Raw genomic sequence first — 20,241 nt, forward strand, 5'->3', positions numbered from 1 at the left:
GGCCCGCGTCAGGACCCGCCGCCACCGTCGCGCTCCCTCCGCTGCTCCAGCCGGAGCAGCAATTCCTTGCCCCGCCGTCGCGCGGCCACGTCGCACACGGCCGCCGACAGCAGCGGCGCGGTGCGCCGACGGGCCAGCAGCAGCCGCTGGTTGACGACCGGTTCGGGCCGCCAGTGGTGCTTGTACGGCTCGTTGCCGCGCAGCAGGCTGAGCGCGGCCCGGCCGCCGTCGCGGGAGTGCTCGGCGCACGCGTCCAGCAGCATCACCGCCACGTCCGCCTTGCGTTCACGCAGCCGGGGATGGGCGCCGTAGAGGTAGCCCCCGGCCAGCCGGCGCGACAGCAGGGTCAGATCGACGGCCACCACGTCGTCGTCGAGCCGGAACTGGGTGACCACCGCGTCCCCGGAGGCCACCATCGGCCCGACCGAGCGCACCAGGTGCTCGCAGAACCGCTCCCGCAGGTGCTCGCCCGTCACCTTCCGTCCCTGCCACTGGAGCTGGTGCAGTTCCAGCAGCCGGCGCAGCGCCGAGTCGACCTCCTCCGGGCACACGACCTGCCGCTCGACGCCCAGCGCGGTCAGCTTGCGCAGCTTGGCGCGCACCCGCTGGGCCTTCGCCGACGGCAGCCGGGCCACCAGCTCGTCCATGGGGACGGCGGGCAGCTCCAGGCACACCGAGTCGCTCACCCGCCGGCGGGGGCCGTACCAGCGCTCGTAGACCTGCTCCACCGCGCCGCCCGGCCGCACCTCGCGGAAGTCGATCAACGCGGTACGGGCGGCCGCCGCGAGGCCCTCGGTGAGCGCGGCGACGGCATGCTCACCCCGCTCGTCGTCGACGAGGACGTCCCCGTAGTCGGAGATCGCCCCGCCGAGCGGCACCAGCGCCGGCAGCGGTCGGCGGACGGCCATCAGCGGGGCCGCGGCGACGAGTTCACCGCCGTCGCGGACCAGCAGCAGACGCAGCCGGCCGCGCCTGCCGTACGACAGCCACCACGAGTGGAGCCAGGCGTGGCTCTGGAACGGGGTGGCGCTCGCACACCGCTGGTACAGCCGGCCCCAGGCGGGGGCGAGGGCGGCGAAGGCGCGCTCGTCGGTGACGAGTTCGGTGGTGAACGTCGGTTTCACAGCGCTCCGTGGGCGTCGGCGGCGAGGGCCGGCCCGGGGACGGCGGCGGGGCGCGCGGACTCGTCCTCCCGGCCCCGCTTCGGCCGCACCAGCAGCAGCAGCCCGCCGAGCAGACCGCCCGCGCTCGCCCCCACCAGACCCGTCACCGTGGGCGACACCGAGGAGGGGCCGGTCGGCCGGACCGCGCGGGCGAACTGCTGGAGCTCGACATTGGTGGCGGACTTGGAGGTCTTGGCGTGCTGGGTCAGCGAGCGGGAGACCGCGTTGGCCATGTCGGCGGCCAGGTCGGCCCGGGTGGAGGTCGCCGTGATCGAGACCATCGGGGCGTCCGGCGAGGTCGCCGTCTGCACGCTGCGCTGGAGCGTCTTCACCGGCACACCGGCCCACACCTGTGCGTCCCCGAGCACCGCCAGCTGCGTGGCGACCCGGCCGTAGGCCTGGGCGAAGCCGAGCGCGGACGCCGGGTCCGACTTCTCGGTGGGGACGGCGACGACATAGGCGGTGGCCGTGTAGGCGGGCGGCTTGAGGGCGCCGTACGTGCCGCCGAGCAGTCCGCCGGCGACGGCGCCGACCGCGAGCAGGGACCAGGGCGGGAGCGCCTTGGCGCGGCGCAGGGTGGCGGGACGGCGGGGGTTCTCGGTCATGGGGAACTGACTCCCTGGGGTGTCGGGGTGGCGGGGGAGAGCAGGGGTGGTCCGGAAACGGTGGCCGCGTACACGTCCATGAGCTGGGCGGCGCTGCGGGTGATGTCGTAGTGGCGGGCGGCCTCGGCGGCGGTGCGCGGGCCGGGGGTCCGCACGCGTGCCTCGGTCAGCGCGCGGACGAACGCCTCGGTGCCACCGGTCACCCGGCGGGCGCCCGGCGCCCGGTCGGGGAACCGCTCGATCGCGGGGCAGGAGGCGTAGAGCACCGGCAGGCCGCAGGCCAGCGCCTCGACGACGGCCAGACCGAAGGTCTCCTCGGGGGAGGGGGAGACGAACAGGTCCATGGCGGAGGTGAGGGAGGGCAGGTCGGGGCCGGGGGTGCCGTCGGGAACACAGGGGCGTTCGCCGGTGAACAGGACCCGGTCGGCGACCCCCGCCTCGTGCGCGGTACGGCGCAGCACGTTCTCCTCGGGGCCGCCACCGACCAGCACCAGCCAGTGGTCGGCGGGCAGCCGGGCGAGGGCGTGGATGACGACGTCGAAGCGTTTGCCCGCGGTCAGCCGTCCGACGCCGCCGACGACACAGGCGTCGTCGGGCAGCCCGAGACGGCGGCGGGTCCGCCGGCGGGCGTCCGGGTCGAAGCGGAAGCGGGCCAGGTCGATGCCGTTGGGGACGACCTCGATCCGCGGCGCGGGAACCCCCCAGCCGCGCAGCCGGTCGGCGACCGCGGGGGAGACGGCGACCGTGGTGCGGCCCAGCCGCTCGCTGGCGAGGTAGAGCGCCCGGACCCCGGAGGTCAGTCTGCGCCCCTCCAGCTGCGATTCGCCCAGGGAGTGTTCGGTGGCGACGACCGCGCGGACCCCGGCCAGCCGCGCGGCCAGCCGGCCGTAGACGCAGGCCCGGTAGAGATGGGTGTGGACGAGGTCGTAGCCGCCGGAGCGGATGATCCGGACCAGGCGGGGCAGCGCGGCCAGGTCGCGGTTGCCCGCCATGCCGAGGTGGACGACCCGGACCCCGTCGCTCGCCAGCCCGTCCGCCACCGTCCCCGGGTTGGTCAGCGTCACCACCTCGCACTCGACCGGCAGATGCCGCAGCAGCAACCGCAGTTGCTGCTCGGCGCCCCCGACGCCGAGCCCCGTGATGATGTGCAGCGCCTTCACCGCAGCCCCTCGACGGGCCGCCGTCGCAGCCGGTGCAGCCGGTACTTCAGATGCATGCGCAGGACGTTGTCGTTCTGCCCGATGTGCAGCCGGGGCAGGGCGTGCAGGCCGTTCAGCTCGCCGGGGTCGATCGCGCAGGCGTACCGGTAACCGGCCTGGCGCACGGCGTCCACGGCCCGCTGGTCGATCGTCCCGTAGGGATAGCAGAAGCCGTCGACCTCGGTGCCGAGCATCGCGACGAGGGCCGCGCGGCTCTCGACCGTCTCCTTCTTCAGGGTGAGGTCGTCGGCCTTGGTCAGGTCGACATGGGTGAGGCCGTGGGAGCCGATCTCGACGCCCTCGTAGGCCGCGCGGCAGATGCCGTCGGCGGTCAGCAGCGGCTTGCGCGGGCCCAGCGGGTCCCAGGCGTTGTCGCCGCCGAGCCGGCCCGGCAGCACGAACAGGGTGGCGTTGCAGCGGTGGCGGCGCAGCACGGGCAGCGCCTCGGTGAGGAAGTCGGCGTAACCGTCGTCGAAGGTGAGTCCGACCAGGTTGTGGCCCTCGCCCCGGGCCCGGGCGTCGAGCAGCTTCGCCATGGAGACACCGCGCAGTCCGCGCCGGCGCAGCCACATCAGCTGCTTCTCCAGCCGCTCGGGGGTGACGGTGATGCGGTACGGATCCTCGGAGCAGTCCCCCACGGAGTGGTACATCGCCACCCACGGGACGGGACTGCGTCTGCTGTGGTCAGGAGCGGACATGGGAGAACCTTCGGGTCGCGGAACGAACGGAACGGAGTGCCGAGTCGATGCCCTGGGAGCCCAGGGCCCGGCCGAGCAGGAGGAAGACGACGGTCACGGTGAGCCCCCCGGCGGCCAGCCCGGACAGGGGGTCGGCGAACCGGCCGGCGGCGAAGGACCCCGCCAGGGTGGCCACCAGGGCCGCCCGCACCGGCCGGCTCAGTTCGCGCAGCACGCTCCGGACACCGACCGGAACGCTGCGCGGACCCATCCCGGCCAGCAGGACGAGTGCGGTGACGGTGATGCCGATCGCGTTGGCGGCGGCGATCCCGTACACGCCCCACGGACCGACGCTCAGCGCGCCGATCCAGGAGGTCACGACGATCCCGGAGGCCATCGCGCCGACCGGGTACCAGGAGCCGCGGCCCGCCGAGAAGTAGGAGCGGACCAGCACGCCCACCAGGGTCTGGCCGAGCAGCCCGAGCGCGTACACCCGCATGACGCCCGCCGTCGCCGCCGTGTCCTTCGCGGTGAACGCGCCCCGCTGGAAGAGCACTTCGATGATCTGCGGCGAGCAGGCCAGGACGGCGGCCGCGCCCAGCAGCACGACGCACGCGGCCAGCGCCAGATCCCGCTCCACCCGGCTCCGGGCCCGCTCGGTGTCCCCCTCCGCCAGCGCCCGGGCGACCACCGGGAAGGTGACCGTGCAGATCATCACCGAGAGGATCATCGGCATCTGCGCGACCTTCTGCGCGTAGTTCAGATGCGAGATCGCCCCGGCCGGCAACTGCGAGGCGAGGAAGCGCTCGATGAGGACCTGGGACTGCCGGCACAGCGCGAACAGGAGCACGGTGGTGAGGAGCAGGGTGTCGAGGGGTCGCGGCACCTCCTGCGCGGAGGACTCCTCGGCCGCCTGGCGCTTCCTCAGCTGCCGCAGCAGGGAAGGCAGTTGGACGAGGACCATGAGCAGCCCGCCGACCGCGACCCCGACGGCCGCCGAGCGCACCCCCCAGTGCCCCCCGAGCACGAACATCCCGGTGATGATGCCGACGTTGTAGGCGACGTAGATCGCCGCGGGCGCCGTGTACCGCCGGTGCGCGCGCAGGGCCGCGCTGCAATACCCGGCGAGCCCGAAGCTCACCACGCAGGTGGCGGTGAGCCGCGTGCAGTCGACGGCGAGCGCCGGGTCCGGCAGACCCGGGGCGAGGACCGCGACCAGCCGCGGTGCCAGGCCGATGAACAGGGCGCCGACCGCGACGAAGGCCAGCGACAGACGGGGCAGCGTGCCGGCGACCAGGGCGCGGACCGGGTCGCCGGGGGCGCCCTGGGAGCGGCGGGCCAGCGCCATGCTGAACGCCGGGATCAGGGCGAACGCCAGCCCGTCCTCGATGAGCAGCGTGGCCGCGAACTCGGGCACGGTCCACGCCACGAGGAAGGCGTCGGTCTCACTGCCCGCCCCGAACAGCCGGGCCAGTGCCTGGTCCCGCACCAGTCCGAGCAGGGCGCCGGCGACGGAGAGGACGGCGGTGACGAGTGTGGCCTTGGCGAGGAACCGACGGGAGGCCGTGGGGAGTTCGCCCCCCTCGGCCCGTTCGCCGCCCCCCTCCCGCACGCTCGCGCCGTCCGCCGTCGTAGCGCCGGCCGCGCCGGCAACCCGACAGGCGCCGTCGGCCCCGTCGGCCGATCCGATCCCGTCGGCCCCGTCGGCCCCGTCGGCCCCGTCGGCCGTGCTCGTCCCGTCGGTCCCCTCTGCTGTGCCGGTCCCTTCGGTCGGGTCGGCCTGGTCGGCTGTCTCCCCGGGCCCGGCGGCGGTCCGCGCCGGCGGCACGGAGGCGGGACCGTCCGTACGAGGCGTCCGGGGAGGGGTGACCGTCATCGGACGAGCGCCTCCTCGCGGCCACCGGCGCCGACCAGCGCCCACCAGGCGACGGCCCCGAAGACGACGGCGGTCAGCACGGTCGAGGGGCCGCCGATGTCGGCGTACGTGAAGTCCACGAGCTGCCAGATCAGCAGCCCGCAGGCGACGAGCGCGCAGTCGAGACCGGGGCCGGAGCGCCGGACCCGGAACCAGCCGCGCAGCCCGCACACCAGCAGCGCCAGCCAGCCGCCCGCGAGGGCGAGCAGCCCGATCAGGCCCTGTTCACCGAGGATCAGCAGGTACATGTTGTGCGGGGAGAGCAGCGGCTGCTTGACGAACCCGCCGCCCGCCCCGTCGGTGTCGCTGCCGGAGGACAGCGCCAGGGAGGCGTGGCCGTCGCGGTGTTCGGGGAAGCCCTTCAGCCCGACACCGGTCAGCGGCTGGTCGCGCCACATGCCGATCGCGGCCGCCCACATCGTGTACCGGTCGGTGACCGACTGGTCGGGGGCGTCCCGGATCTGCGTGATGCTGTTGACGCGCTCCTGGAGCATCGCCGAGCCGACCCCGAAGCCGCCCACCAGGATCACCCCGGCCGCGGCCGCCACCGCGCCCACCTTCAGTGCCCGCCGCGGCCCGGCGAGGGCCAGCTGGACCGCGCAGGTCAGCACGGTCGCGATCCACGCGCCCCGGCTGAAGGAGAGCGCGAGCGGCACCAGCAGGGCGAGCGCCGCGCAGGCGGCGATCACCCGCTGCCGTACCGGGGTCCGGCCGAGCGCCAGCCCGACGGCGCAGATCAGGCCGAACGCCACGACGGTCGCCATGCCCATCACGTCCTGCGGCCCGAAGGTGCCGACCGCCCGGATGTTCTCGCCCTGGTAGGAGGCGCCCGTCCCGGTGACGAACTGATGGACGCCGACCGCCCCCTGCCACCCCGCGAGTCCGACGAACGACCAGGCCAGCACCCGGAAGTCGGCCCGGTCGCGGACCAGGAGGACGACGGCGGCCGGGACCAGCACGAAGATCTGGAGGTAGCGGCCCAGCCCGGAGAGCCCCGCCCCCGGCGAGGACGCGCCCATCGCGGCGAGCGCGAGCCCGACCACCGGCAGTCCGAGGACGACGGCGGCCGTTCGGGACAGCGGGCGCCGCCGGTGCCGCAGCAGCCGGACCGCGCAGAACAGCACGACCAGCGCGGACAGCGCGTCGGCCGGCCCGGCGCCGCCCTCACCGCCGGGACCGATCGGCAGGCCGAGCAGGGCGACCACGGCGACCACGGGCAGGACCGGTGACAGCGTCCGGGCGCGGGGCAGGGGCAGGGCGAGGGTCATCGGTGGTTCAGCTCCCGGTCGGTCGCACGAGGGCGGCCGCGGTGCGCAGCAGGATGCAGACGTCCTGCCACAGCGACCAGTTGTCGATGTAGGCGTTGTCGAAACGGGCCCGGTCCTCGATCGAGGTGTCACCGCGCAGCCCCTGCACCTGGGCGAGGCCGGTGATGCCGGTCTGCATCCGGTGGCGGGCCGCGTAGCCGGGATAGGTCTGACTGAACTGACCGACGAAGTAGGGGCGTTCGGGGCGCGGACCGACCAGGCTCATGTCGCCGCACAGGACGTTCCACAGCTGGAGCAGCTCGTCCAACGACGTCTGGCGCAGGATGCGGCAGAAGCGGCTCATCTCCCGCTCCCCGGCCACGCTCCACCGGGTCGCCGCCTCGTGCTCGTCGACCGGGCGGTGGGTGCGGAACTTCAGCAGCGTGAAGGGCCGGCCGTCCTTGCCGATGCGCTCCTGCCGGAAGACGACCCCCGGCCCGTCGGTCAGCCGCAGCACCGCCGCGCACACCAGCAGCAGAGGGCTCAGCAGCAGGAGCAGGGCCCCGGAGACCGCGATGTCCAGCAGCCGCTTGCCGAGACTGCCCCGGCGCCGGGTGCCCATGTCGAGACGCCGGCAGGAGAACCCGGCGAGCTGTTCGCGGCTCGCGTACGAGGGGGTGTCGGCGTCGACCTCCCACACCGTGCAGCCCGACTCGGCGAGCGCCCGCAGCAGCGGGCCCTGCACGGTGCGTACGGCGGGGTGGACGCACAGGACGTCACGCACGCCGTTCTGGATGAGGGCCCGCTGCACCTCCTGACCGGTGGTCAGTACGGGAAGTCCGTCCGCGCCGTCCGGCCGCTCGGCCACGATGCCCACCGGCTCGACCCCGGACCGCGGGTGCCGCAGCACGGCGGCGGCCACCCGCTGCGCGGTCGCGGCGGGGCCGATGACGAGCGCGGCGCGCGGGTGACGCAGCAGCGTCCGGCGCCGCCGCAGGTGCACCACCGCGCGGCCCGCACAACCGGCCGCCGCCTGCGCCGCGAACCCGAGGAGCAGGGTGCGGACCGACAGCGCGTGGGCCGGGTGCCACGCCGCGACGAGCGTGCCGAGGGCCAGCCAGGCCACCGCGATCCGGCCGCAGACGGAGGGCAGTTCGTCGAGCACCCCCACCACCGGACGCGAGCGCTGCGGGCGCAGCAATATGGTCGCCGCCACCAGCAGCGCGACCAGCAGCGGGCGGCGCTGCGCCCCGGTCAGCGCCAGCGCGCCCACGAACGTGGCGAGGCCGTCGGCGAACAGCAGCGGTAGCGGCGACGCGGGCCGCGCCGGGGGCCGCCGGGTGGGGAACCGGAATCCCGCTCCGCTCTCCCGCCGCGGAATGACCGAGACGGGCGAGTACCCGGGCTGCGCGCCGGGAGAGGGGACGGTGCTTTCCGCAGTCACGAGTGGATGGACTCCCTGCGCTCGGTGGGCGCGACGCGCGCCCCTGGTGTGGTCGTGAGCAGTTCGCGGTACACGTCCGCGACCGCCCCCGCCGTGCGCCGCACGTCGTGCGTGGTCAGGACGTGCCGGCGTCCCTGGTGGCCCAGCGACTCGCGCAGCAGCGGGTCGAGCAGCAGTCCGGCGACGGCACCGGCCAGCGCGGCCGGGTTCTCGGCGGGCACCAGACAGTGGGGGGCGAGCGCGGCCGGCAGGCTCTCCCGGGCGCCGTCCACGTCGGTCACCACGACGGGCCGTCCGCAGGCCAGTGCCTCCAGCGGGGCCAGGGCCATGCCCTCCCAGCGCGAGGGCAGCACGACCAGGTCGGCGGCCTGGTACCAGGGCGCGGCGTCGGTGACGGCCCCGGCGAACAGCACGGACTCCGGCGCCCGGGACCGCAGCCGCTCGGCGTCCGGGCCGTCGCCGACGAGGACCAGCCGGGCACCGGGCACCTTGCGCGCGATGTCCGGCCATGCCGTCAGCAGGACGTCCTGTCCCTTCTGCCGGCACAGCCGCCCCACGCACACCACCAGCGGTGCGGCGGGGCCCGGTTCGGGCAGGAGGGAGGCCCGTACGGTGTCGACGGAGGCCGGGTGGAAGCGCTCGGGATCGATGCCGTTGGGGATGACGCTGACCTGCCCGCCGATGCGGGCGCGCAGGCCGGTGGCGCGCTCCGCCTCGCTCACGCACACCAGCCGGTCCGTCCAACGGGCGCCGAAGCGCTCCCACGTGAGCGCCAGGGCCGCGGTGGTGCCGCCGACCGCCTCGAAGGACCAGGCGTGCGGCTGGAACACGGTCGGGATCCGTCCCCGCACCGCGAGCCGCCCGGCCAGCCCGGCCTTCGCGCTGTGCGCGTGCACCAGGTCGGGGCGTACCTCGTCGAGCAGGCGTACGAGCCTTCGTACCTCGCCGGGGAGCGAGGGCCCCGGCGAGCGGGTCGCCGGCCAGTGCCGCACGTCCGCGCCCAGGGACCGCAGGTCCCCGGTGAGCCGTCCGGCCGGGCAGGCCACGGTGACGTGCAGTCCTGCCGCGAGCTGGGCCCGCGTCAGATCGGTCACGACCCGGGCGACCCCGCCGTCCACGGGCTGGGTGAGATGCAGGACCCGGGTCGTGGCATCGGGTTCTGGCTGGTGCATTGCGCGGTTTCCTCGCTCACGGTGGCGCTCGGGACGGGCGGGAACGCGCCTACTGTTTCTTCCGTGTGTCGACGGCGACGAAGAGCGCCCCGGCCCACGCCGCGTCCCGGTGGGAAACGAGCCGAACGGCCAGCTGGTCACCACCGCGGCGCAAACCGCCGCCCAGATCGAACACGTCGGAGTCGTAGCCGAGGGTGTTGACGTACGCCGGTACACGCGCCGCCGGAGCCTCCCCGGGCTCACTGATCGTGGAATTCAACACATCGTCAGATGGGTTGACCGCGTCCGTGAGCGCGTCGGCCGTTCGACCGCCGGTCGAGAACATGAGCGAATCGCCTGTTCGACCGCGGTCGCCGTCGTACGCGACGAGTCCGGCCCGGCCGCCCGCGCCCGGCGGAACGGCGAGCCCGCGCAGCCGGATCTCCTTGCCCGCGGGGGAGGCGAGGGTGTCGAAGCCGTCCCACAGGGACAGGTCCCGCAGCGGCTCCGCCGGGTTCTCGTACGCCACGACCAGCGTCCAGCCGCCCCAGGCGCCGGCCGCCGAACGGCCCATGGCGACGTTGATCTGGGCGACGGTGTACAGGCCCTGGCCGCTCGCGCGCACCAGCGCGGTGACGTCGGCGGAGGCCTGGAAGGCGTCGGCGCCCTGGGCCACCCGGTGGCCGACGACGGTGTCCGCGAGCACTTCCTTGTACTCCCCGCCGGGCTCGGCGATCAGCACCCGCCCGTTGTCCTTCGGCGGCTTCTGCTCGCCGACCCGCAGGTTGCCGCCCCAGTACAGCCGCGCGTACGACACCCGCGCGCCCCGCGGCAGCCGGACCTGCGCGCGGGAGGAGTTGTAGGTGTTGGGGTCGCGGTCGACGTCGACGTAGAACATGTCGAAGGCGTTGTTGACGGCCGGCCCGCCCTGCCGCGCGGCGGGACAGGCGGGCGCCGCCCTGCCGGTGGGCGTGGTGGTGGTGCGGCAGCTGATGGCCGCGTTGGCCGCGCGGACGATCCCGCCGTGCTGTGTCGCGTGGAAGCGCTGCTTGAAGGCGAGGTGCTCCGCCTCCGCGGCGGGCGGCGCGCCGGCCGCCCGGGCGCCGCCGGGTGCCCAGAGGGCGGCGAGGGCGAGAACGCCGACTGTCGTGCGGCGCAGCAGCGGACCCAGGGAATTACGCATGACCGGCGGTGCCCTTTCGTGCGATTTGCTTGCTATAGGCGTGCGTCGGATGACGCGCAACTCTAACCGCTGTCCGGATTAATCCACAGAAACCGGACACTTGTGTCGGAATGGTGAAGCCAGGCTCCGGTGACATCACTCGTTCGGCGGCACAACCCCCGCGAGTCCCGCGCGTTGACTTCAGCGCCGGGCATCCCCGCCCGGGTGTTTGTGTCAAAACCCCAAGGAGCACCTCTCCATGTCGCGTATCGCGAAGGGCCTGGTCCTGACCTCCGTTGCCGCCGCGGCCGTCGCCGGCGCCTCCGGCATCGCCGCCGCCGACAGCGGCGCGAACGGCATCGCCGAGCACTCCCCGGGCGTGCTGTCGGGCAACGTCGTCCAGGTTCCCGTGCACATCCCGGTCAACGTCTGTGGCAACACGATCAACGTGATCGGCCTGCTGAACCCCGCGTTCGGCAACACCTGCATCAACGACTGACGTCTCCTCTCTTTCGAGGCCACGACAGGTCATTCGCCGAACGGCCGTCCTCCTGCCAGGAGGGCGGCCGTTCGCGTGCTCGCGGGCGACGCCGCAGGGCCCGCCTTGCCCCGAATGGGGGGAGGCGGGCCCGACACGCTCGGTGAGCCTTGACAGGCCTCCTCACCAGGGGTGATGCGGATGAGCTGGACAGATGGATGTCACGGAAAGCGATCGATCGGTTGCGGAGCGCGACGGCTGTTCGCACGGTGGAGACGAGCCCCACGCAATCGAAAGGATTTCCCCATGCGTGCTCTGCCCGTACGGCGTATCGCCTCCACCGCACTTTGCGCCTCCCTCGTCCTCGGCATCGCCGCCCCCGCCGCCATGGCGGCCGACGGAGCCGCTGCCCCTGGGCGCAGTGCCGCGGCGTCGACCACGCCGGTCGCAGGCGCCGACGCGCTGCTCGCCCAGGCCAAGGGCCTCGGTGAGCTGGGCACGGTGATCACCCCGGTGGCCGCCCTGCTCGACACCGTCCTCAAGGCCGAGGACGGTCAGCTCACCGCCGAACAGGCGACCGAGCTCGGCGAGGCCGTCAAGGCCGCCGTCGCCAAGATCACGGCGACGACCCCGACGACGCCGGCGACCCCCGCGACTCCGGCGACCCCGGCCGACCCCGAGGCGGCCACTCCCGCCACGCCGGCCACCCCGGCCAAGCCCGCGGACCCGGCGAAGCCCGCGGACCCGGCCGCCGAGCCCGCCGAACCGGCCGCCCAGGTGCCGGCCGAGCCCGCGGTGCCGGCCGACCCCGCGGTCGTGCTGCCGGCCAAGCCCGCCGTGCCCGCCGACCCGGCGGTCGTGCTCCCGGCCGAGCCCGCGGCACCCGCCGCGCCGGCCGCCGCGGTCCCGGCCAAGCCCGTGCTCAGCAAGACCGGTGACGACGCCAAGGCGAAGGCCGCCGCCGACCCGGTGTCCGACGCCGTCGCCGCGCTGGACAAGGCCATCGCCGCCCTCCTCGCGGCCGCGACGTCGCTCGACGTCGGCCAGGTCGTCCCGGCGGTGAGCGGTGTGGTGTCCGGTCTGCTCGACCTGGTCAGCGCGACGCTGGCCGGGGCCGGTCTGACCCTGCCCACCCTGCCCGTCGAGGCGCCGGCGGCGGCCGTGCCGGCCGTGCCGGCCGTGCCCACCCACTGACGGTCGCTCGCGGATTTCCGCACCCCGGCATTCCGCCGGGGTGCGGAAATCTTCTGCGTACACGGTTTCCGCATTCGGCGGGGCTCGTTAGGCACGACGTCAGAATTTCCCTGGTGACCCCGTGCGCCGATGCGCCGATTCGCCCAGTGGTCGAGTCGCCGGGCCGCCGGGTCGCCGAAGAAAGGAATCCGATGAAGTCCCTGAAGGCTGCCGCTGTCGTTGCCGGAACCCTGGTCCTCGCCGGTGCCGCCGCACCCGCGTTCGCGACCCCCGCCGACCTCACGCCCACCAGCCTCAACGGTGCCGTGGACACCCTCGCCAGGGGGCCCATCAGCCTGGAGGACGCGATGCCGCTCCAGCACCAGTCGGACGCGCTCGACACCGAGAACAAGGACTCCGTGCTCAGCACCGTCAACGGCGCGACGGCGGCCCTCAACAGCCACAACGGCCTCCTCGGCGGGCTGCCGCTCCAGGGCTGAGACACCTTTCCGCGAGGGCCGGTCCCGTCACCGACGGAACCGGCCCTCGGCGCTGTTCGAGGCGGGTCGAGCGGCCCGTCCCTCGTTCGTGTGGAGCAACGCACCGGCGTCCCCCGGTCGGGTGAGAACAGGCCCGAACGGCCCCCACCCCGCCGATAGGGTCGCGCGGTGACCTCAACCCCAAGCGCAACCCGGCCCTTCCGCGTGACCGACCTGGGCACCCTCGTCGTGATGCCGTGGAGCGGCGAGGCTCCCGACGGCAGTGACATGCCCTACCTGCTCGCCTACTCCCTCGGCGACACCGAGGAGGGCCCCGAGGGGACCGCCCTCGCCGTCGCGCGTCTGCTCACCGACAACGGCATGCCGGTCGGCGGGGATGTCGTCGACGGCACCGAGCGGCCCAGCCTGCCGTTCACCCTGCTCGTCCAGTCCGGTGCGGCGGTCCTGAACATGCCGGGCCTCAACGCCCAGTGCATCCCGCCGCAGGAGTGGCTCGCGGCCGTCGAGCAGCGCGGCTACGCCTACCTCGTCCTCACCACCCGCGCCTGGCCGGAGGCAGTCCCCGGCCGGGCCGTCACGCCCGAAGAACTGGCCGCGTTCGCCGGCGCCCACGAGACCCTGACGGCCGCCGCGCACATCGTCCTGCCCGCGCGCAGTCTGCGCCGCTGATGCGCCGGCCGCACCCGGCGCCCGCGGGCGGCGGCCGCGCGTACGCCGTGCTGCTCGTCCTCACCGGTGCGGCCGGGCTGCTGGCCTCCTGGGTCATCACCCTCGACAAGTTCAAGCTGCTGGAGGACCCCGGCTTCACCCCCGGGTGCAGCCTGAACCCGGTGGTCTCCTGCGGCAGCGTCATGACGAGCGACCAGGCCTCGGCGTTCGGGTTCCCCAACCCGATGCTGGGCCTCGTCGCCTACGGGACCGTCGTGTGCGTCGGCATGAGCCTGCTGGCCGGTGCCGCCTTCCCGCGCTGGTACTGGCTGACGTTCACGGGCGGCTGTCTCTTCGGCGTCGGGTTCGTGTCCTGGCTACAGTTCGAGTCCCTGTACCGGATCAACGCGCTGTGTCTGTGGTGCTGTCTGGCGTGGGTCGCCACGATCCTCATGTTCTGGTACACCGTCTCGTTCGTCGTGCGCCACGCCTTCCTGCCGGCCCCGGCCGCGGTGCGGGACTTCCTCACCGACTTCACCTGGGTGCCGCCGGTGCTGCACATCGCGGTGATCGGCATGCTGATCCTGACCCGGTGGTGGGACTTCTGGACGAGCTGACGCCCCGTCGGTCCTCCGGACACGGCCGTGACGCCGTGCGGTCGTCGTGCGATACGGCAGTAGCACTATTACGGCTCTCGGGGGAATTGTGCGCTGAAGCCGATTTCCGGCTCGTTACCCGGTACGGACGCAACGCCTCTCCCCGAACCGCTCCGAAAGGGCCCGTACCCCAGATGAAGTCGACCACCCGAGGAACCCTCGCCGCAGTCATCACGTGTGTGGCGGCCGCCGCCGGCGCCGCCGCCTCCGTGACCCCCGCCGCCGCGATCGGCACGGTGCCCGTTCCCGTACCGCTCGACGGCGTCGAGAAGTCGCTCAACGTGGAACTGCCCACGATCGGCGGCGAGATCCCCCTGCCGACGCCGGGTGCGCCCGAGGGACCGCGTTTCGTCGAGGGCCGGCTCATCCCGGAGCGGGTCGTTCCGCAGCTGCCCGTCGCGGCGGGGCTGCCCGGCCTGGGGCTGCGCGCGCCCCTGCCGGAGGTCCTGGGGAGCGAGTTCAACCACCTCGGCCTCGAGGCCCCCGCCTCCGACCTGCGCACGCTGAGCCCGGGCCTGGCCCTGGACGCCCCGCTCACCGCGCCCAACCCCGACCGCTTCGGCCTGCCGGACCTCCAGCTGCCCCAGGCGGGCGTGCTCACCCCGGTGCTCCAGACGATGCCCGGGGCGGACCTGGGCGTGGGCGAGGGGCTCTAGGACCTGTCCGGCGCGAACCGCCGAGCACCACGGGCCCGGACGCTGCCGTCCGGGCCCGTCGCCATGTCCGGATCCATGTGCTCCGGCGGGGCCGTTCCGTCGCCCGGCGGTGACCAGGAGGGCCCCCGGACGGTTACCCCCGTGGAACCGCCACGCGAAGCCGCTACAGAAACCCGCCACAGAAGCCCGCCACGGAAACCCGCTACGGACAGCCGGACCGCAGCGGTGAACCGGGCCCGCGCACCCGACGAGGAGCACACCATGGTCGTCAGCGTCGACGGAGTACCCGTGACCGCCGGACCGGTGGTCACGGGCAGACCCGGCACGGCGCACGGCACACGGCGGCGGGACCTGCTGCGCGGGCTGCTCGGCGCCGCCGCGGCCCTCGCGATCGTCCCCGTCGTCACCGCCTCCCGGCCCACCCGCCCGGTGGAGGGCGGCGGCCCCGCGGACTCCTTCGACGAGATCTACCGGGGCCGGCACCTCCAGGGCGTCCTCGCCCCGACGGGACACGGGGCGGCGGCGGACGTCCGGTGGGACATCACGGTCGACGGTCGCCCCCTGCACCTCATGCGCCGCGCCGACGGCACCTGGCTGAGCATGGTTGACCACTACAGCTCGTACCCCACCCCCCTGGAGGCGGTCCGGGCCGCGGTGGACGGACTCGGCCCGGGGGAGCGGCTGCGCGCGGCGGATCCGGCACACCATCACCCGCACATGGGGGGACACCATGGCCTACATCCGTAAGGACGTCAGCACACTCACCGGCGCCGAACGACGGCGCTTCGTGAAGGCGCTGCTGGAGCTCAAACGCAGGGGCGAGTACGACGAGTTCGTCCGCATGCACATCGACTACTACGTGTCCGACGGCGACGGCGGTCTGCGGACGGCCCACATGGCGCCGTCCTTCCTGCCCTGGCACCGCAGGTTCCTGCTGGACCTCGAGCGGGCGCTGCGCCGGGTCGACTCCTCGGTGACCGTGCCCTACTGGGACTGGACGCGCGACCGCACCGCGCGGGCCGCGCCCTGGACCGACGACCTCCTCGGCGGCAACGGACGGCGCTCCGACCACCAGGTGACGACCGGGCCGTTCGCCTACGCCACCGGCGACTGGACCATCAAGGAGAACGTGACCGACGGGAACTTCCTCACCCGGGACCTCGGCCGCGCCGCCGACCCGATCGCCCTGCCCACCGCGAGCGACCTGGACTGGGCACTCCGGGACCCGGTCTACGACACCGAGCCCTGGGACTCGACGGTCACCCGGGGCTTCCGCAACAAGCTGGAGGGGTGGGGCACCGGCTCGGGCAGCGTCGCCTGGCGCAACCACAACCGGGTGCACCGGTGGGTCGGCGGGGTGATGCTCGGCGGCGCCTCGGTCAACGACCCCGTGTTCTGGCTGCACCACGCCTTCGTCGACCTGCTGTGGACCCGCTGGCAGAACAGGCACCGCGAACACCGCTACCTGCCCGCCGAACCGCCGGGTCCCACCAGCCGCCAGTACCGGCGGGTCGTCGCCCGGCGGGAGAAGCTGCCCCCGTGGGACGTGACCCCGGACCAGTTGGAGGACGCGTCCCGGATCTACCGGTACGCCTGAGCCGCCGGCGGAACAGGGGGAGAGCCCCGGCGCTCGAGGTGCCGGGGCTCTCCTGGTGGTACGTACGCGGGGTACGACCGGGTGTACGTACGGGACGTACGGGACGTGCCGGGTGAAGCTCAGCCGCCGTAGCCGCCGTTGTGCTTGTCACCGTGCTTGTCGCCGTGCTTGTCCTCGTGCTTGTCGCCACCCTTGCCGTGGTCGCTGACGTTGGCGCAGGTGTTGCCGAACGCCGGGTTCAGCAGTCCGATGACGCTGATGCTGTTGCCGCAGACGTTGACCGGGATGTTGACCGGAACCTGGACGACGTTGCCCGACAGGACACCCGGCGAACCCACGGCCGCGCCCTGCGCACCCGCGTCCGCCATGGCCAGGCCGGCTCCGCTGACCACCACGGCGCTGGTGCCGAGGGCAACAGCGGCCACCTTCGCGATGCGAGACATCACGTTCTCCTTAGGGAATCGGTTCGTGCGGTGGCAGGGGGCGCCGCCGCACTCCCCGTTCAACGCCGACACCGTGAGCGGGTCACGGTGCGTTCGGGCGGATCACCCTTTTTGAACAGGACGGCCGTACAGCCGGGTGGCTAGTGCGACTGGAGGTGGGACGCGACGAAGTCGGTCAGGGTGGCGATGGACTGGAGACTGTCCAGGCTCAGGTCCAGCGCGGCTACGTCGACGCCGTAACGCTGGTCGATCGTGCCCAGCAGGGTCACCCCGGCCAGCGAGGTGAGGCCGATCCGCGGGCCGAACAGGTCGGTGTCGGCCGGGAGTTCGGCAACCACGGCCTCGTCCAGCCGGGCCGCCCCGGCGATCAGCGAACGGAGCTCGCGTTCCACCGCGGCCCGCTCTCGGGTGTCCGTCACGCTTCGGCGTCCTCTCGGTCGGATACGTGCAGCCAGGCGGGTGACCCGGGCAGATCACCCTGAAGGGTCCTGCCCAGGACCGCCGAATCCGCGGTGGCGGCGGTGCCGGTGCCGCCGGCGGCACCGCCGGCGATTTCATCCGTACGGCGCAGACCCGCCTGCCGGAGCAGGATGCGCATCTCCAGGTTGGCGTCCGTCGGGCGCAGGGTCACCCGGAACTCCCCGGCGCCGGCCGCGCGCGCCCGCTCCATCAGCCGGAACAGGAAGGCCGCCGCCGCGCCCCGGCCGGCCACCCGGCAGGAGAGCGCGAGCAGCGGCACGGACCAGACCCCCGGGTCGGCCGGGGCCGCCGGGCGGGTCCGGCGCGTGCGGTCCACCAGGGCGGCGCCGATGATGCCGTAGTCGCCGAAACGGTCCGTCATGCGGGCGGTGTACAGCTCGTGTCCGTCCGAGGAGGCCAGCTCGCGCAGACGGTCCGGGGTGAGCCCGGAGGAGTTCAGCCGGTGGGTCCGGGCGGCCAGTTCCAGCGCGCGCGGGATCTCGTCGGCCGTGGCCGCGCCCACGGTGAGCCGCATGTCGCACCAGCGCAGGAACTCCTCGCGCGAGCCCTCGAAACGTTCGCCCTCGGCCCTGCGGGTCTCCTCCGTGCGGTAGCGGCGCACGCGTTCCCGGGACTCGGCGGTGACCTCCCGGCCCTCGAACGCGGCCAGCAGCGCGGGTACGTCCTCGGGCGCGAGGGTGCGTACGCCCGGCAGCAGGGCCTCGACCTCCGCGCGTTCGTACGGGGAGTCGTCCACCAGGACGAGGGCCTCCACCGCGATGCCGAGGTCCTTCGCGATCCTGCGCAGCGACTCGCTCTTGTCCTGCCAGGACACCTGCGGGGCCAGGAAGCGCGCCCGCACCTCCGGTACGGCGTCCAGCCGGTCGAGCACCGAGGGCGCGCTGCGGCTCGCGATGCTGCTGAGCACACCGCGGGCCGCCAGCTCGTCGATCGCGGCGAGTGCCGCGGGGCGGGGCGTGGGCAGGTCGTCGGTGGCCGACTCGACGGCGATCTCGTCCCACAGGGTGCCGTCGAGATCCCAGACGACGCACTTGACGCCGTCGGGGTCGAAGCGGTCCGTGACGCTCATCGGGCGCGGGCCCCCTTGCCGTCGCCCTCGCCCTGCGCTCCGCCCTTCGCCGCGCCCTCCGGGAGGAACAGCTTCATCGACAGGCTGGTGGGGTCGAAGCCGAACTTGCGGTACACCGTGCGCATCGGGACGTTGCCCACGTGCACCCGGCCAACGACCTCGGTGATGCCCTTGGCCAGGCAGAACTCCAGTCCGGCGGTGAGGAGGAGTTCGGCGACGTCGCTGCGGTTGTCCACCGGGGACACCGCCAGGGAGCGGAAGTTGGCGTAGCGGTCGCCGGTCATCGCGTTCTGGTTGATGCTCACCCAGCACCAGCCGACGGGCTCCTCGCCCGGACCGCCGGCGACGATCATGCCCTCCTTCGACTTCTCCATGGCACGGCCGAGGCGGGTCTCCCAGCGCGCGGGGTCGTCGATGGCGTCCTCGCCGAAGGAGACCCGGGCGATCTCGGCCTCGAACCGTCCGATGGCCGGCAGATCACGCTCGTCGGCCTGCCGTGCGACGTACGGCCGCGACCGCTCGGCGAGCCGGGCCCGGTCCTCGTCGGCCGGCGGGCGCCAGCCGACGGTGCGTCCGGCGGGAGCGGCGGGGGCGGGCACCGGGGCCGGGGTGGAGGCCGGAGCTGCCGATGCCGAGGCCGGGGCGGTGGCCGGGGCGACGACGGGGGCAGGGGCGACGGCCGGGGCAGGGGCAGGACTGGGGACGGGGGCCGCGGTCGCCGGGGGTGTCGGGTCCTCCGCCGCGACCAGGCGGCCGGGGCGGAAGGGCCCCTTGCCGCAGTTCGGGCAGCCCTCCTCGCGCAGGGCGGCGACCGCCGTCCAGCGGGCACCTGGCCCGACGCGGAACCGGGCGTCGCACGCCACGCAGGTGTACTCGCGCTGCCGGGTCCGCTTGTCGCCCGTATAGAGGGGGCCGCTGAACTCGCCCTCGTGGGAGGGGGCCGTCGAGGTGGTCGTCAGCAGGTGCTGGAAGAAGCCGACACCGCCGAGGATGCCGCTGCCCTCGTACTCGTTGAAGTTGCGGACGAACCCGTTGGTGACCAGGCCCAGCCCCATGATCTCCCGCTGCACCTCCAGCATCTCGTCCGGGCTCTTGCCGCCGAAGGAGAAGAAGACACTGTGCGCGGGACCGGGCCGCAGCCCCTCCACGGCACGGGAGAGGAAGAGGCGGGCGCCTTCGGGGGTGTACGGCGGGTCCGTCATGGCCACGTCGTGCTGCGCGTGCAGCTCGGCGGGCAGCGGCAGGCGCAGGTCGTGCCGGACGGTCTCGATCCGGGTGCCGAGGCCGGCCGACACCTTCTGGATGTAGTCGAGGATCTCCGGGGAGATGTCCACGACGGTCACCCGCTCGACGATCGGACCGCCGAGCACATCGCCCACCACGGCGACGGCGAGGGACACCAGGTCGTCGTCGCCGATCAGCAGCAGCGAGCCGCCCGGCAGCGCGCCCGCCGTGAGCAGCGCGAGCACCCGGCGCACCTTGGTCTCGGCCGTGCAGTGCGACTGGTCGATCGCCATGTCGGCGGCGGGACCCGACTCCATGAGGGCACGCAGCCGCCGTACGGCCGCGTCCAGCACGTCGGGGATCACGAGCTCGCGCCCGTCACAGGTGGTGCAGGTCGCGTCGAGGGACAGGTCCATGCCCAGCCGGGCGACGAGGTCCAGACCGTCCTCGGTCAGCCGGGACGGACGCTGTGTGGTGACGTACCCCCGGCGGCGCAGTTCGTTCCCCAGGGCCGCCACGATCGGGACGGGCAGGCCGGTCGCGCGGCTGAGGTCCTTCGTGGAGGCGGGCGCCAGCCGGCGCAGCGCACGCAGGACGGACCGCACCCCGGGCGGCCCCTCCTGGAGCCGGACGGCTTCCGCGACTTCCGTGAGCACGGAATCCGCGTGGGTGCTCCGAGGGTGCCGACGCGCGTTCGTCACAATGCTGCTCCAGGCAAGCTGATTGGTGGATTCCGGGACTATCGAGTATACGG

At 73.8% G+C, this 20,241-nt stretch carries 21 protein-coding genes; 8 read left to right on the forward strand and 13 right to left on the reverse strand.

The genetic code is table 11. The annotated features are described in order from the left end of the window. Window positions 1-8 precede the first annotated feature (8 nt). The 9 genes from AOQ37_RS28730 to AOQ37_RS28770 are packed head-to-tail and all read right to left on the reverse strand — an operon-like array spanning window position 9 to window position 10,584. Window positions 9-1,124, reverse strand: coding sequence for a GNAT family N-acetyltransferase (locus tag AOQ37_RS28730; protein ID WP_062648343.1), 1,116 nt, complete (start codon window positions 1,122-1,124; stop codon window positions 9-11). After that, window positions 1,121-1,768, reverse strand: a complete 648-nt coding sequence (locus AOQ37_RS28735; RefSeq protein ID WP_062648345.1) for a YveK family protein — start codon at window positions 1,766-1,768, stop codon at window positions 1,121-1,123. Before AOQ37_RS28735 ends, AOQ37_RS28730 begins: the two co-directional genes overlap by 4 nt. Beyond that, on the reverse strand, window positions 1,765-2,928 hold the full coding sequence (locus tag AOQ37_RS28740) for a glycosyltransferase (RefSeq protein WP_062648347.1): 1,164 nt from the start codon (window positions 2,926-2,928) through the stop codon (window positions 1,765-1,767). Before AOQ37_RS28740 ends, AOQ37_RS28735 begins: the two co-directional genes overlap by 4 nt. Continuing rightward, window positions 2,925-3,665 carry a polysaccharide deacetylase family protein gene (locus tag AOQ37_RS28745; RefSeq protein WP_078890397.1) on the reverse strand — a complete coding sequence of 247 codons (741 nt, stop codon included), beginning with the start codon at window positions 3,663-3,665 and terminating at the stop codon, window positions 2,925-2,927. Before AOQ37_RS28745 ends, AOQ37_RS28740 begins: the two co-directional genes overlap by 4 nt. Then, window positions 3,652-5,520 carry a murein biosynthesis integral membrane protein MurJ gene (gene murJ / locus AOQ37_RS28750; protein ID WP_107085323.1) on the reverse strand — a complete coding sequence of 623 codons (1,869 nt, stop codon included), beginning with the start codon at window positions 5,518-5,520 and terminating at the stop codon, window positions 3,652-3,654. The genes AOQ37_RS28745 and murJ overlap by 14 nt, the downstream gene beginning before the upstream one ends. Then, window positions 5,517-6,827 carry an O-antigen ligase family protein gene (locus AOQ37_RS28755; protein WP_062648351.1) on the reverse strand — a complete coding sequence of 437 codons (1,311 nt, stop codon included), beginning with the start codon at window positions 6,825-6,827 and terminating at the stop codon, window positions 5,517-5,519. The genes murJ and AOQ37_RS28755 overlap by 4 nt, the downstream gene beginning before the upstream one ends. A gap of 7 nt (window positions 6,828-6,834) precedes the next feature. Further along, window positions 6,835-8,250, reverse strand: coding sequence for an exopolysaccharide biosynthesis polyprenyl glycosylphosphotransferase (locus tag AOQ37_RS28760; protein ID WP_062648353.1), 1,416 nt, complete (start codon window positions 8,248-8,250; stop codon window positions 6,835-6,837). Then, on the reverse strand, window positions 8,247-9,422 hold the full coding sequence (locus tag AOQ37_RS28765) for a glycosyltransferase (protein ID WP_062648355.1): 1,176 nt from the start codon (window positions 9,420-9,422) through the stop codon (window positions 8,247-8,249). The genes AOQ37_RS28760 and AOQ37_RS28765 overlap by 4 nt, the downstream gene beginning before the upstream one ends. Before the next feature lie 49 nt (window positions 9,423-9,471). Then, window positions 9,472-10,584: a hypothetical protein gene (locus tag AOQ37_RS28770; protein ID WP_062648357.1), complete on the reverse strand. Its 1,113-nt coding sequence runs from the start codon at window positions 10,582-10,584 to the stop codon at window positions 9,472-9,474. 238 nt (window positions 10,585-10,822) lie between these two features. On the opposite strand from AOQ37_RS28770, the gene chpG reads away from it, so the two are divergent. From chpG to AOQ37_RS28810, 8 genes are all read left to right on the forward strand, one after another. Next, window positions 10,823-11,062 (forward strand): chaplin ChpG, encoded by a 240-nt coding sequence (gene chpG, locus AOQ37_RS28775; RefSeq protein ID WP_062648359.1) that lies wholly within the window; start codon window positions 10,823-10,825, stop codon window positions 11,060-11,062. Between the two features lie 285 nt (window positions 11,063-11,347). Further along, on the forward strand, window positions 11,348-12,235 hold the full coding sequence (locus AOQ37_RS28780; RefSeq protein ID WP_062648361.1) for a hypothetical protein: 888 nt from the start codon (window positions 11,348-11,350) through the stop codon (window positions 12,233-12,235). Between the two features lie 191 nt (window positions 12,236-12,426). Further along, window positions 12,427-12,714, forward strand: coding sequence for a hypothetical protein (locus AOQ37_RS28785; protein WP_062648363.1), 288 nt, complete (start codon window positions 12,427-12,429; stop codon window positions 12,712-12,714). A 168-nt stretch (window positions 12,715-12,882) separates the two neighbouring features. Beyond that, on the forward strand, window positions 12,883-13,383 hold the full coding sequence (locus AOQ37_RS28790; RefSeq protein ID WP_062648365.1) for a DUF5949 family protein: 501 nt from the start codon (window positions 12,883-12,885) through the stop codon (window positions 13,381-13,383). Continuing rightward, window positions 13,383-13,979 carry a vitamin K epoxide reductase family protein gene (locus AOQ37_RS28795; RefSeq protein ID WP_062648367.1) on the forward strand — a complete coding sequence of 199 codons (597 nt, stop codon included), beginning with the start codon at window positions 13,383-13,385 and terminating at the stop codon, window positions 13,977-13,979. Before AOQ37_RS28790 ends, AOQ37_RS28795 begins: the two co-directional genes overlap by 1 nt. A gap of 173 nt (window positions 13,980-14,152) precedes the next feature. Continuing rightward, window positions 14,153-14,674 (forward strand): hypothetical protein, encoded by a 522-nt coding sequence (locus AOQ37_RS28800; protein WP_062648369.1) that lies wholly within the window; start codon window positions 14,153-14,155, stop codon window positions 14,672-14,674. Between the two features lie 261 nt (window positions 14,675-14,935). Beyond that, complete coding sequence (locus AOQ37_RS28805; protein ID WP_062648489.1) at window positions 14,936-15,421, forward strand: tyrosinase family oxidase copper chaperone; 486 nt, start codon at window positions 14,936-14,938, stop codon at window positions 15,419-15,421. Then, window positions 15,405-16,271 (forward strand): tyrosinase family protein, encoded by an 867-nt coding sequence (locus AOQ37_RS28810; protein ID WP_062648371.1) that lies wholly within the window; start codon window positions 15,405-15,407, stop codon window positions 16,269-16,271. The genes AOQ37_RS28805 and AOQ37_RS28810 overlap by 17 nt, the downstream gene beginning before the upstream one ends. A 119-nt stretch (window positions 16,272-16,390) precedes the next feature. Here AOQ37_RS28810 and AOQ37_RS28815 read toward each other — a convergent pair whose 3' ends face one another. The 4 genes from AOQ37_RS28815 to AOQ37_RS28830 form a co-directional block, all read right to left on the reverse strand. After that, the gene (locus AOQ37_RS28815) at window positions 16,391-16,714 is read right to left on the reverse strand and encodes a chaplin (protein ID WP_062648373.1); all 324 of its coding nucleotides are present in this window, start codon (window positions 16,712-16,714) and stop codon (window positions 16,391-16,393) included. Between the two features lie 140 nt (window positions 16,715-16,854). Next, window positions 16,855-17,133: an acyl carrier protein gene (locus tag AOQ37_RS28820; RefSeq protein WP_062648375.1), complete on the reverse strand. Its 279-nt coding sequence runs from the start codon at window positions 17,131-17,133 to the stop codon at window positions 16,855-16,857. Beyond that, window positions 17,130-18,263, reverse strand: a complete 1,134-nt coding sequence (locus tag AOQ37_RS28825) for an HAD-IIIC family phosphatase (protein WP_062648377.1) — start codon at window positions 18,261-18,263, stop codon at window positions 17,130-17,132. Before AOQ37_RS28825 ends, AOQ37_RS28820 begins: the two co-directional genes overlap by 4 nt. Further along, window positions 18,260-20,143, reverse strand: coding sequence for a GNAT family N-acetyltransferase (locus AOQ37_RS28830; protein ID WP_062648379.1), 1,884 nt, complete (start codon window positions 20,141-20,143; stop codon window positions 18,260-18,262). The genes AOQ37_RS28825 and AOQ37_RS28830 overlap by 4 nt, the downstream gene beginning before the upstream one ends. Between the last annotated feature and the right edge of the window lie 98 nt (window positions 20,144-20,241).

The sequence above is a fragment of the Streptomyces maremycinicus genome (genome assembly GCF_001184025.1).
In the GTDB taxonomy this organism is placed as follows: domain Bacteria; phylum Actinomycetota; class Actinomycetes; order Streptomycetales; family Streptomycetaceae; genus Streptomyces; species Streptomyces maremycinicus.